This window comes from Flagellimonas sp. 2504JD4-2 (genome assembly GCF_053642935.1).
The window spans coordinates 1,197,617-1,211,664 of sequence record NZ_JBSIOV010000001.1 but is presented as its reverse complement, the minus strand read 5'-3'; the positions used below and the strand labels follow the sequence as shown (position 1 = coordinate 1,211,664).

7 protein-coding genes are annotated in these 14,048 nt (G+C 45.9%); 1 reads left to right on the top strand and 6 read right to left on the bottom strand.

From position 1 onward, the window contains the following. Position 1: 1 nt before the first annotated feature. From ACULLH_RS05455 to ACULLH_RS05430, 6 genes are all read right to left on the bottom strand, one after another. The gene (locus ACULLH_RS05455) at positions 2–1,000 is read right to left on the bottom strand and encodes a PorP/SprF family type IX secretion system membrane protein (protein WP_454087709.1); all 999 of its coding nucleotides are present in this window, start codon (positions 998–1,000) and stop codon (positions 2–4) included. Between the two features lie 7 nt (positions 1,001–1,007). Further along, a complete protein-coding gene (locus tag ACULLH_RS05450) occupies positions 1,008–8,066 on the bottom strand; it encodes a T9SS type B sorting domain-containing protein (protein ID WP_454087708.1) in 7,059 nt (2,352 codons plus the stop codon). A gap of 159 nt (positions 8,067–8,225) precedes the next feature. Continuing rightward, complete coding sequence (gene fabD, locus ACULLH_RS05445; RefSeq protein WP_454087707.1) at positions 8,226–9,107, bottom strand: ACP S-malonyltransferase; 882 nt, start codon at positions 9,105–9,107, stop codon at positions 8,226–8,228. A 79-nt stretch (positions 9,108–9,186) separates the two neighbouring features. Then, the gene (locus ACULLH_RS05440) at positions 9,187–9,702 is read right to left on the bottom strand and encodes a gamma carbonic anhydrase family protein (protein ID WP_454087706.1); all 516 of its coding nucleotides are present in this window, start codon (positions 9,700–9,702) and stop codon (positions 9,187–9,189) included. A gap of 9 nt (positions 9,703–9,711) precedes the next feature. Next, the gene (locus tag ACULLH_RS05435; protein WP_454087705.1) at positions 9,712–10,443 is read right to left on the bottom strand and encodes a LytR/AlgR family response regulator transcription factor; all 732 of its coding nucleotides are present in this window, start codon (positions 10,441–10,443) and stop codon (positions 9,712–9,714) included. Next, positions 10,443–12,650, bottom strand: a complete 2,208-nt coding sequence (locus ACULLH_RS05430) for a tetratricopeptide repeat-containing sensor histidine kinase (protein ID WP_454087704.1) — start codon at positions 12,648–12,650, stop codon at positions 10,443–10,445. Before ACULLH_RS05430 ends, ACULLH_RS05435 begins: the two co-directional genes overlap by 1 nt. 209 nt (positions 12,651–12,859) lie before the next feature. Between ACULLH_RS05430 and ACULLH_RS05425 the strand changes: the two genes are divergently transcribed. After that, positions 12,860–14,032 carry a vWA domain-containing protein gene (locus ACULLH_RS05425; RefSeq protein ID WP_454087703.1) on the top strand — a complete coding sequence of 391 codons (1,173 nt, stop codon included), beginning with the start codon at positions 12,860–12,862 and terminating at the stop codon, positions 14,030–14,032. Positions 14,033–14,048 lie beyond the last annotated feature (16 nt).

Genomic DNA, 14,048 nt, shown 5'->3' with positions numbered 1-14,048 from the left:
GTTAGAAGAATCTTGGGGAATCTATTTGCTTGGGTTTGCCTTTTTGTTTTCTATCCTTGTTTCTATTTCTAGAGCCTCTATTTCCAGAACTCTCACGTCCTATATAAAACTTCAATATGGCTTCGTGGCTACCGCCGGCGTATTCTCCAAGTCCATTGGTATTATAGTCATATGTATATCCCATGAACAATGTATTGGATATTTGAATACCTGCCAAACCACTGACAGCATTATCAAATCTATAAGATGCACCTATGGTCAATGCATCAATAAATTGAAAGTTAGCGGATAAATTTATATTTACAGGTGATCCCGATAAATAATTTATCAAAAAAGCGGGTTTGAATTTGGTTCTATCCGAAATTTGAAAAACATAGCCCCCTATTGCATTGAACTGCAAATTGTCTTCCACAATTGTCGCTACTTCATCATTATAAAGTCCATTGGTTAGGAAATTTGGAACTGATAATCCTAGATACCATTCATCTTCCCCATACATGAACAATCCTGCTCCCACAGTCGGGTAAAAGTTACTTTGATTTTCACCTACCAAAGTTGGATCAGCCGGATTTACAAAAGTACCTTCAGAATAATCCAGACTTAAGAACGAACCTCCAGCAACCATTCCAAAAGAAAGTTTGGTGTCATCAGAAAGATTGACCATGTATGAATAGGAAAGGTTGGCATAAGTCTGCTTTGAAGGTCCCAATTCGTCTTGTACCACATTGAGGCCCAATCCGCTTTTCTCATTCGCGAAAGGAATATTGGCCCCAAAGCGAAAAGTGGTCGGAGCTCCGGGAATATCTACCCATTGTGCCCTATACAAACCGGCAATCTCAGGGCTTTCCACAGTACCTACGTACCCTGCGTTAAAACTCCCGATATTATACATGTATTGGGTATACTGGGGCTCTTTTTGAGCATATGTACTCAAAGTAAGGCCCATTAAAAACGCCAATGTTATGTGCTTATATAATTGTATCCCAATGTTTTTTGGCATATCCACTTTATCTTAAAATTTGAATCCAGCCTTTGACTACTTCACTTCCATCTCCATTTAGATCCAATATATAGAAATATGTTCCCTTCGGTAAATCCCCATTGCTTCCAGTTCCATCCCATGAACTGTCATACTGATTCATTTGGAAGACACTGTTACCATATCGATCAAAAATTTCAATAGTATTGTTTGGGTAATCTCCATTTGGGTCTATGAACACCAAGGTATCGTTAATACCATCTCCATTTGGTGAAAATATGTTACAGATAGTTCCCGGATCACTGCACGGACTTTGATTTACCCTCACATCTACTGTAGCCACATTGTTCGATGCTACACCATCTATTGGAAAGGATGAAGTAATGGTAGCAATGTTCTGAAGTAATCCTGAGCTAGAAACTATTACTGTTATTTCTAAAGTTACCACCTCTTCCGAAATCAACTCATCAATAGACCATTCACCTGTTGTTTGGTCATAGGTTCCTTTGGAAGTTGTGTGTGACACATAATCAAACCCTGTATTCCCCCCTACCACTTCGGTGACAACTACATCCAAAACTCTATCCATAGTTGTATTTTCCAGCGTAATGGTAAACGTAATATTACTGTTCAATAAAGGTGAATCGTTGTCCACCTCCTTAGTGATATCCAAATCAATAGGGTCAGGGTTGCATGTTGGAGTCAAGAATGGATCACAGGCATCCAATGGATCGGTGGCGTTCTCTGGAACCGCTGTTGTATTTGGGTCATCCACAACCAACACCTCTTCGCCATCAGTTAGTCCATCGTTATCTGAATCAGCATTATTTGGATCCGTTCCTAAATCCATTTCTTCACCATCTGTCAATCCATCACCATCCGTGTCCACAATACAATCACTTACTGAAATTGTAACTTGTATGGAACTATTTGTACACGGAGCTAATGCACCTGTGGTTGTATATTCAAAAACATAGTTTCCATCCGGCAAACCTTCAAAATCAACATTGTTGTCCGCTCCAATTGAAAGGGTTCCATTTGATGGGTCGGTAATCAAGGCCCAAGTTCCTGGGTCAGCGCCGGTAAGTGTACCATCCAAGTCTATTACTGAGGGACCTCCATTTCCAACGGTACTGCAAGCTTCTCTATTTGTAGGTGTACCAGCAAATGGAGTTTGATTTACCTCGGCAATCACCTCAATTCTGGCGCTGCTACAACTGTTCGCAGTCGCATCAACATAGAAGGAAGTTGTTGTAGTGAGAATTGGTGTTTCAAATGATGGTCCTGTTCCTAAAATCGTACCCCCTGAAGGTACATCATACCAATTCAAAAAGCTACCATCATTTACAACAGCAGTCAAAATTACTGTACCATCGCCACACCTAGTGTCTCCTGCCGTACTTTCAATCGTTGGTGTATCGAATCGCTCAAGGGTTACCGTTAAAACAGGGCTAGCGCAATTGTTGACTGCATCATAGAAAAAACCAAAATAATCACCGGGTCCATCAGCATTTGGATTCAGCAAACTATTTCTGTGTGCGTTGGTATCCAATGGATCAGTACCATTTGTACTCCAGGTAAGCACACTTCCCGCGGGAGCAGTATTTGTGACATAATCGTTTAAATCTACGAAACTACCGTCTCCATTAATGATCTGATCACAGAACTGCGTAGGTTGGTTCATATCCAAACTAGGTGCGCTGTTCCCCGCATTACATGGAATTAAGCAATCTTGCACCGTTACAACTAAATCAACTGATTGGTTAACACAAGGAGCTGTTGCTCCCGTGGTAGTATATGTAAAAGTATAATTACCTAAGGGTTGTCCATTAAAATTGACAATGTTACTAGCATTAATGGTTATAGATGCGCCTCCGGGAGCATCGGTCAACGCCCAGCTACCTGCGTCAGCACCAGATAATTGGTCATCCAAGTCTACCACACTGTCACCTTCATTGGAATCATCGCAAGTAGCTACGTTTGTAGTTATTCCTGCCGAAGGTGTAAAATTCTGGGTTATGGTAACACTAAAAGTCGGACTTGCACAATCATTGAGATCATCATAGAAAAAACCAAAATAGGTGCCCGGTGTACTTACCGTACTTGTTAACAAAAATGTTGTGTCGTCAGATGTATCAGCGCTAGTGTTCCATCTTAAATCTGAACCTGGCGGTATTGCGCTGTTATTATAGGTGTCAAGATCCTGGGTAAATGCATCACAAAAATCATTAACCACCGAATTGTCGAGCGTTGGTGCCGAATTACCGGCCGCACAAGAATCATCATTATTAAAGGTGACCGTTGCCGTGTCTGAAATATCAATGGTCAAAGCGGTATTCCCTAAATTTCCCATTGTAATGGTAACCGTTTCATCTGCTTCAATAACACTATCTACATTTGGCGTGACATCGAAGGTTTCTGATTCGCCGGCCGTTCCAGCAAATGTTAAAGTTTGATTTAAAATCCCAGTGTAATCGTTATCAACAATAGTTGCTGTCCCATCAGTTGTTGAAACTTGAACGGTAAATCCTCCATCAACTGGATTATCCAAAGTTGCAGTAACTGTAATTGCCCCGTTATCTTCATCTCCACTTGCATCAGCAATAGTTACTGCAGCATTGTCATCGTTGTTTATCGTATAGGTCGTGCTGATCTGTGTTGCAAGTGAAGCGTCGCCTGTAGGAGCACTCAGTGTTAAATTTATTGTTTCATTGGCCTCTACCTGAATATCCCCATTAATAGAAAGGGTCGGTACCGCAATCGCCGTACCTACGGTCCCATCGTAAGTAGCCGCTGGGATGTTCACCACCTGCGGGCTGGTAAAGGCATAGTCCACTCCGTTGGTCGCACTCCCGGTACCGGGGTCAGTGACTGTAACCGTGGTTGCCGAGGTCACTGTGCCTGTTATCAAAAGTACGGGAAGGTTGCCACCAGTGTTTTCCGCATCGGAGCCAATGGCCTGTGAGAACTCAACCGTGACGCTGTCGTCGTTGGTTATCGTATAGATCGTAGTGGTCTGTGTGCCCAGGGCCGCATTGCCCGTGGGTGCACTAAGTGCCAAGTCGATGGTCTCGTTGGGCTCAACCGCCGTGTCTCCAGCAATGGAAAGTGTGGGCACCGCTATCGCAGTACCGGCCGTGCCGTCGTAAGTTGCCACGGGGATGTTCACCACCTGCGGGCTGGTGAAGGTATAGTCCACCCCGTTGGTGGCACTTCCGGTGCCCGGGTCCGTAATCGTCACTGTGGTCGCCACAACGACCGTTCCCGTTATAAGCAGGACAGGGAGGTTGCCTCCTATATTCTCAACATCGGAGCCGATTGCCTGAGAGAACTCAACCGTGACGTTGTCATCGTTGTTTATCGTATAGATCGTGGTGGTCTGTGTGCCCAGGGTCGCGTCTCCTGTGGGCGCACTGAGGGCCAGGTCGATGGTCTCGTTGGGCTCAACCGTGGTGTCGCCGGTTATGGAGAGCGTGGGCACCGCTATCGCAGTGCCGACAGTACCATCATAGGTCGCAGCGGGGATGTTCACAACCTGTGGACTGGTGAAGTCATAGTCCACGCCATTGGTCGCGCTGCCCGTTCCAGGGTCCGTCACCGTCACCGTCGTGGCAGAGGTCACCGTGCCCGTTATCAAAAGTACGGGGAGGTTACCACCGGTGTTCTCCACATCGGAGCCAGTGGCCTGTGAGAACTCAACGGTAACGCTGTCGTCGTTGTTTACCGTATAGGTCGTGGTGGTCTGTGTGCCTAGGGTAGCATCGCCCGTGGGCGTGCTGAGGGCCAGGTCGATGGTCTCGTTCGGCTCAACCGTGGTGTCGCCTGTTATCGATAGCGTGGGGACCGCTATTGCTGTTCCGGCCGTACCATCATAGGTCGCAGCGGGGATGTTCACAACCTGTGGACTGGTGAAGTCATAGTCCACGCCATTGGTCGCGCTGCCCGTCCCTGCGTCTGTCACCGTCACCGTTGTCGCTGCTGTCACCGTTCCCGTTATCAAAAGCACGGGAAGGTTGCCGCCGGTGTTCTCCACATCTGAACCCGTGGCCTGTGAGAACTCAACCGTGACGCTGTCGTCGTTGTTTATCGTATAGGTCGTGGTCGTCTGCGTGCCCAGGGTAGCATCGCCCGTGGGCGCGCTGAGGGCCAGGTCGATGGTCTCGTTGGGCTCAACCGTGGTGTCGCCCGTTATGGAGAGTGTCGGTACCGTTATCGCAGTGCCGACAGTGCCGTCGTAGGTTGCAGCGGGTATGTTAACCACCTGTGGGCTGGTGAAGGTATAGTCCACACCGTTGGTAGCGCTGCCCGTGGCTGGGTCGGTCACCGTAACCGTGGTTGCAGCGGTCACCGTGCCAGTAATAAGTAGAACTGGTAGGTTCCCGCCAACGTTCTCCGCATCGGAGCCAGTGGCCTGTGAGAACTCAACCGTGACGCTGTCGTCATTGTTTATCGTATAGGTCGTGGTAGTCTGCGTGCCCAGGGTAGCATCGCCCGTGGGCGTGCTGAGGGCCAGGTCGATGGTCTCGTTCGGCTCAATCGTGGTATCGCCAGTTATGGAGAGTGTCGGTACCGCTATCGCAGTGCCGGCAGTGCCGTCGTAGGTAGCAGCGGGGATGTTCACCACCTGCGGGCTGGTGAAGGCATAGTCCACGCCATTGGTCGCGCTGCCCGTGCCTGGGTCCGTAACCGTCACCGTGGTCACAGCGGTCACCGTTCCAGTAACAAATAGAACTGGTAGGTTGCCGCCGGTGTTCTCCGCATCGGAGCCCGTGGCCTGTGAGAACTCGACGGTAACGCTGTCGTCGTTGTTTATCGTATAGGTAGTCGTGGTCTGCGTGCCCAGGGTGGCATCGCCCGTGGGCGCGCTGAGTGCAAGGTCGATGGTCTCGTTGGGCTCAACCGTGGTGTCCCCCGTTATGGAGAGTGTGGGCACCGCTATCGCAGTACCGGCAGTACCGTCATAGGTCGCAGCGGGGATGTTCACCACCTGTGGGCTGGTGAAGGCATAGTCCACACCGTTGGTAGCGCTGCCCGTCCCAGGGTCCATAACTGTTACAGTTGTCGCTGCGGTCACCGTTCCAGTAATAAATAGAACGGGTAGGTTGCCACCAGTGTTCTCAGCATCGGAGCCCGTGGCCTGTGAAAACTCAACTGTGACGCTGTCGTCGTCGTTTATCGTATAGGTAGTCGTGGTCTGAGTGCCCAGGGTGGCGTCTCCCGTGGGCGCACTGAGGGCCAGGTCTATGGTCTCGTTCGGCTCAACCGTGGCGTCGCCCGTTATGGAGAGTGTGGGTACCGCTATCGCAGTGCCGGCAGTGCCGTCGTAGGTAGCAGCGGGGATGTTCACCACCTGAGGGCTGGTGAAGGCATAGTCCACGCCATTGGTCGCGCTGCCCGTGCCTGGGTCCGTAACCGTCACCGTGGTCGCAGCGGTCACCGTTCCAGTAATAAATAGAACTGGCAGGTTGCCGCCGGTGTTCTCCGCATCGGAGCCCGTGGCCTGTGAGAACTCGATGGTGACGCTATCGTCGTTGTTTATCGTATAGGTCGTGGTCGTCTGTGTGCCAAGTGTGGCGTCGCCCGTGGGCGTGCTGAGTGCAAGGTCGATGGTCTCGTTCGGCTCAACCGTGGTATCGCCCGTTATCGAGAGCGTGGGCACTGCTATTGCAGTACCGGCAGTACCGTCGTATGTCGCCGCTGGGATGTTCACAACCTGTGGGCTGGTGAAGGCATAGTCCACGCCATTGGTCGCACTCCCAGTTCCGGCGTCGGACACCGTAACCGTGGTCGCTGCGGTCACCGTGCCAGTAATAAGTAGAACTGGTAGGTTGCCGCCGGTGTTCTCCGCATCGGAGCCCGTGGCCTGTGAGAACTCAACGGTGACGCTGTCGTCATTGTTTATCGTATAGGTCGTGGTGGTCTGTGTACCAAGGGTGGCGTCGCCCGTGGGCGTGCCCAATGTCAAGTCGATGGTCTCGTTCGGCTCAACCGTGGTGTCTCCCGTTATGGAGAGCGTCGGTATGGTTATCGCTGTGCCGGCAGTACCGTCGTAGGTCGCAGCGGGTATGTTAACCACCTGCGGGCTGGTGAAGGCATAGTCCACACCGTTGGTCGCACTGCCCGTTCCGGCGTCCGTTACCGTAACCGTGGTCGCTGCGGTAACCGTTCCAGTAATAAATAGAACCGGGAGGTTGCCGCCGGTGTTCTCCGCATCAGAACCCGTCGCCTGTGAAAACTCAACTGTGACGCTGTCGTCATTGTTTATCGTATAGGTAGTCGTGGTCTGCGTGCCTAGGGTGGCGTCGCCCGTGGGCGTGCTGAGCGCAAGGTCGATGGTCTCGTTCGGCTCAACCGTGGTGTCTCCCGTTATTGAGAGCGTCGGTATGGTTATCGCTGTGCCGGCAGTACCGTCGTAGGTCGCAGCGGGTATGTTAACCACCTGCGGGCTGGTGAAGGCATAGTCCACACCGTTGGTCGCACTGCCCGTTCCGGGGTCCGTTACCGTAACCGTGGTCGCTGCGGTAACCGTTCCAGTAATAAATAGAACCGGGAGGTTGCCGCCGGTGTTCTCCGCATCAGAACCCGTCGCCTGTGAAAACTCAACTGTGACGCTGTCGTCATTGTTTATCGTATAGGTAGTCGTGGTCTGCGTGCCTAGGGTGGCGTCGCCCGTGGGCGTGCTGAGCGCAAGGTCGATGGTCTCGTTCGGCTCAACCGTGGTGTCTCCCGTTATTGAGAGCGTGGGCACCGCTATCGCAGTTCCCAGGGTGCCATCATAGATTGCAGCTGGGATGTTCACCACCTGTGGGCTGGTGAAGGCATAGTCCACACCGTTGGTAGCACTGCCCGTCCCAGCGTCCGTCACAGTCACCGTGGTCGCCAGCGTAACCGTTCCAGATATCAAAAGTACGGGAAGATTCCCGCCAGTGTTCTCCGCATCGGAGCCCGTGGCCTGCGAGAATTCAACAGTAGCCTGTCCAAATCCAAAACTAAAAGTAAAAAGAAAAGTAAGTGCGGTAAATACTATTTTCCTGTTACCAAAGCAGGAAAGCAATTTACTTGGGGTAGTTTTTAAGTAGCGCAACATTACTTATTTTATATATTTCAGTATCGTTCTTTATTTCATACTTGGTTGGTGATTTGGGAAGAATCAATATTACTAAAAATTAAAAGAAAGCCCACAACTTAACAGATTAAATCTAAGTTTCTCGGGTGAACGGTTATGAAGGTCGGAAAAATCCTATTTTTAAAGGGCTGCCGATGAAGTTTCAGCTCCAGAATCAATCTTTCTAACCAATCCTTGTAGCACCTTTCCAGGTCCTACCTCAACAAATGTTTTTCCACCATCTTTAACCATCTGTTGCACACTTTGCGTCCATTTTACAGGAGCGGTAAGCTGAAGAATCAAATTCTTTTTTATTTCATCAGAATCTGTTACCGCTGTAGTGGTCACATTTTGATAGATAGGGCAGCCAGGTGAGTTAAAGGTAGTGGCTTCTATAGCAGCCGCCAATTCTTCTCTGGCCGGTTCCATTAGGGGCGAATGAAAAGCACCGCCTACAGGAAGCAATAATGCTCTACGAGCTCCAGCTTCCTTAAGCTTCTCACAAGCTGCATTTACAGCTTCAACTTCTCCTGATATTACCAATTGTCCAGGGCAGTTATAATTGGCAGGAACCACTATTCCCTCGGTCTCTTCACAAATCATTTCAACCACATTATCTTCCAATCCCAAGACTGCAGCCATCGTACTTGATTGCATTTCACATGCTTTTTGCATTGCCATGGCCCGTTGCGAAACCAATTTTAATCCATCTGCAAAATTCAATGACCCATTGGCGACCAATGCCGAAAACTCACCCAACGAATGACCAGCGACCATATCAGGTTTAAAATTCTCCCCCAGAACTTTACTCAAAATCACAGAATGCAAAAAAATTGCGGGTTGCGTGACTTTTGTTTGTTTGAGATCTTCAGGAGTTCCTTCAAACATAACATCAGTGATGGAAAAACCTAAAATATCATTTGCATCTTCAAACAATTCTTGGGCTAAAGGTTGGTTTTCGTATAAATCAAGACCCATTCCAACAAATTGGGCCCCTTGTCCTGGAAAAATATATGCGTTCATCGGTTTAGTTTTAAGTGGTGCAAAAATAGGGATTATTTGGGGAGGTAAAGGATGAAAGGTAGGTCGCTGAAAATTTTTCTTACTCTTCTTTAAACCAAGACGAGTACATTACGTATGCATTTGCTATGCGATCTATTTCGCCAGCGCTCAACTCGGGACTTACTTCTTTGATCTTTTTTGCTGGCATTCCGGCATAAATACTCCCTGCTTCAACATGCGTGCCTTGCGTAACAACTGCTCCGGCAGCAATGATTGAGTTACTCTCCACAATACATCCATCCATAATTATGGCACCCATTCCAATCAAGACATTATCTTTGACAGTACATCCGTGCACAATGGCGTTGTGTCCTATGGAAACATTATCCCCAATATGCGTTGGGGCCTTTTTATATGTGCAATGTATTATGGCACCATCCTGCACATTTACCTTGTTTCCCATTTTAATGTAATGTACGTCCCCGCGGATAACTGCATTGAACCAAATACTGCATTGATCTCCCATTGTTACTTCTCCCACAATCGTAGCATTTTCGGCAATAAAGCAATCTTCACCTATAATCGGTGACTTTCCATTCACTGGTTTCAAAATCATCGAACTTAATTATTGAAAATAGGATAGCAAGGTAGCTTTTTTTGAAGCAGAAACCGATAACTCTTTGCCATTGGACAACACAACGCTCCCGCCCTTACCCCTTTTGTATTTTATAACCTTGCCCACGTGTACCAAATAAGATTTATGAATTCGAGCAAAAGCGTAATCGGAAAGTGCATCCTCAAAATATTTAAGCGTTTTACTAACCACGATCTTTTTATGCTCTAAATAAATTTCGGTGTAGTTGTCATCCGCTTTGCAAAAGAAAATATCATTAACATCCAAAACCTGAAAGCCATCTTGTTGCGGTAGGGTAATCTTGCCTTCGGTCTTGGAAGTTTTTGCCTCCAAAACCTGGCCCTCCAGCGCGTTCTCCTTTTCCTTGATTTCTTTCACGTAATCCACCGCTTTCACCAATTCATCAATATTAATGGGTTTCATCAAGTAATACGCGGCATGATTGTTAAGAGCATCCATCGCATATTGGTTGTACGCTGTAACAAACACAGTTTCAAAAGTACGGTCGGGTATTTTATCCAGCAGATCAAAAGCATTTCCAAAGGGCATTTCCACATCTAAAAACACCAGATCAGGTCCATACTGCTGAATCAACTTATGTCCTTCCTCAATATTCGCAGCCTCTCCCAAAAGGTTTATTCCATCGCAGTATTTAGACAGATAGTTTCTTAGTATCTCCCTACTGTTGGCCTCATCTTCAACTATGATCGTTTTTAATTCCATCAATCTTTTTTAAGTTTTAGCGACACTTTTGTTCCAGTTTGGTCTTCATTCAGATCAGAAATAGATACATCGACCTTGTTCTTGTACATATCATTCAAAATTTGAATACGTTTTTTAATGTTGCTCATTCCCTTGGACTTCTGCTTCTTTTGATTGGAGGTTTTTAAAGCAGCCGATTTTTTTCTACCAATGCCATCGTCCATAATATTTATCTCGAGCATGTCATTATCAATCTGTTCTATAGTAATCTTCAAAAGTCCCTTTTCCTCCCGATAACGCAATCCATGCCAAATGGCATTTTCAATATAAGGTTGAAGTAGCATTGGCGGGATTTCAAAAGCTTCAATATCTATTTTTTTATCAATATCGATATCAAAATCAAACTTGTCAGAGAAGCGCGAATGTTCCAGTTTTACATATAGTTCCAACAATTCCAATTCCTTGGAAAGCGGAATAAAATCTTCCTCGGAATTTTCAAGCACACTCCGCATCAACACCGAAAATTCACTGAGAAATCTGTTCGCACTGCGCTCATCGCTTTTAGCGATATAGGTATTCACTGAATTGAGCGCGTTGAAAATAAAATGCGGGTTCATTTGTGTTCGAAGCGATTTCAGTGCCAATAAATTATTGGCCAGTTTTTGTTGTCTATTGCTTCGATAGTATAAAAATGTGGTCAAAGTCATTAAAACAATGCCAAGTCCCAATGAATATATGATCAATTCCTGCTTTTTACTGGCCTCTCGAACCAGTTGTTGTTCGGTTACGGCCAAGCTATACTTGCTTTGAGATAATTCACGCTCTTGCTCCAAACTGGATATGCGATTTTGCTTGTTGGCAATTTCGCGATTAAACCTAGCTGCCCTTGAAATCTCTTGCTCTTTTCTGACATAAAGACTATCCACAACCGCAACATAATTTTGATAGGACTCCAACGCCTTGGAAAAATCACCTTTGTATCGATAAACTTCCGATAGTTTTCTGGTCGCATCCTTTTGTACCACCAAATCATCTTCGCTGTCGGCCTCCACGATGCTTCGTTCCAAATATGGAATTGCCTCGTCCAATTTGTCTTGAGCGATGTAGGCATTGGCAATTTTGTAGTTGATACGCTGTGATGTGATGGAATCGGAATTTAGGAGCCCCACACCTACTTTGGGTACAGCTTGTTGCGGTAATTGTTGTAATTCGCTCAAACTTTGCTTTCGCAACCGGATTTCATCGTCATATCTATTTTTGTCACTATAGAAATCCGCCACTTTTTCATTCTCTTCTATCAATCGTTCTGGAGCAACTTGTTGTGACAGACTGAGTGAGTTGTTATAAAATCCTTCCGCCTCAATAATGCGGTTTTCACCAGCATAGGCATCAGCAATTTTGGAATTTAAATCGATTACCTTAGGTGAAATCTGGTTTTTCTGGGCCACTTCCAAACCTTTTCGATAATAGTCCAAAGCTTCGTCCAAATTGGATAGCGCTTTCTTCACATCTCCCAACGCTTCATAAAGTTCGATACGCTGATAAGGAATTATATTCTTTTCATCCAACAAAGGAGAAAGCGTACTTTCCGAATTTTGAAATTCTCCGTTGAGCAAATAAGCTTTTCCTAGTAGTAAACTGGTCTTGACCGATTGCCGGTTTGACAATGCATCCTTAAAATTGGTAATGGCCAAATCATACTGTTTGTGAAACAGATAAATATCTCCCAAGGTGGTCAATGCTGATGCCAACTCCCTTTTATTTCCTCTTTTTCCAAGCTGGGAAATAGACTTGGCAATAAAATCTATGCTCTTTTCAAGGTCGATTTTCTTATAAAAATTGGCGGAATCCAGAAATCGTTCATGGTTCATGGCACTTCTCGCCTCTTCTTTTCTCTTCTTTTGATCAACACTATAGGGATCATAGCCCTGTACCCGAACATCAATATCCTCACTGGAATTTATACGGTGCCTTACCGTTTCAAACTCAGGACTTTCCACAATTAACATATCCCCTATGGATGCCTGAATCTTAAACTCCCCAAAAACATTGGTCCTAGCATACCTTCCGGAACTTGTGGAAATATCTACGTCGGAAATGGGTTCAAAGTTCTCCATCCCTTTGACAGTTCCTTTGATCTCCATTACAGAGCTACTGTTGCTTACCTGGGAAAACCCGGTAAAAACAGAACTCAACAAAAGGAAAATAATGTATGCTCTTCTGATCATTTGTGCTTTGAAACTTAGGTAAACTTAGTGGATTTGAGGCGTATTAAAAAATAGCCTTCAAGCAAAAAACGTTCTGAAACACCTTCAGTATACCGCCTTACAAATCCAGTCGGACAACTCACTCATTCTAACCGACCATTCCCTCATTTTCGATTTTAATTAAAAAAAGTTGAAAATACTTTTAGGCCATCTTTTAAAAATATTGAATCATGAAAAATGCAAAATACTTAATAGGCTTAGCACTGGCCACACTGACAATAGGAAGCATCTACGGATGCAACATTAAAGAAAGACATCACTTCAACACAGCTTTGGTCACCAAATCGATTGTTGAAAAACCAAGTAAGCAATATGTAAAAATCGCCTTGCTTTTGGATACCAGTAACAGTATGGACGGACTTATCAATCAGGCCAAAGCCCAACTTTGGGATATTGTAAATGAGTTTACCCATGCAAAATGTGGTAACGCTACCCGGCCTTTGCTACAAATAGCGCTTTACGAATACGGAAACGACAATTTAAGTTCGAATGAAGGTTATATCCGTCAGGTAATTGGTTTTAGCAATGATCTGGATGAAATCTCTGAAAAGTTGTTTTCCCTGACCACAAATGGCGGTGAGGAATATTGTGGACAGGTCATTCAGACCTCCTTAAAGCAATTGGATTGGGGAAAGAATCCCGATGACCTGAAAATGATCTTTATCGCGGGCAATGAACCCTTTACACAAGGAAAACTCGATTATCAAGATGCCGCCTATAATGCAAAGGAAAAGGATGTCATTGTAAATACCATTTTTTGCGGCAATTACAACCAAGGTATTTCCACAAAGTGGAAAAATGGCGCAACCATGACCGGTGGTGAGTATATGGCCATAGATCATAACAGACAAGTGGTGCATATCGATACTCCTTATGACGATATTATCATCAAATTGAATGGTCAATTGAACGGAACCTACATTTCTTATGGCTCATTGGGCAGGCAAAAAAAGGCGGTCCAGGCCATGCAGGATAGCAATGCTGTAGAATTGGAAGAAGCAGTAGCTGTTAAACGAGCCGTTAGTAAAAGTTCCAGGTTATATAAAAACTCTGGATGGGATTTGGTAGACGCCGTTGAAGATGATGAAGAAGTGGTTTCCAAATTAAAGGAGGAAGATTTGCCAGCAGAGCTAAAAGGGAAGTCCAAAACTGAAATCAAAGCATACATTGCTTCCAAAAAGATAGAGCGGGAAAAAATCCAAAAGCAAATACAGGAGCTTAACCAAAAACGGGAGGCTTATATTGCCAAAAATCAGAAAGAGGAAGCAGGAGAATTGGAAAATGCGATGCTATCGGCTATCAAAGCACAGGCATCCAAGAAAAATTATAAATGGGACAAGTAATTAACTTCTAATTGCA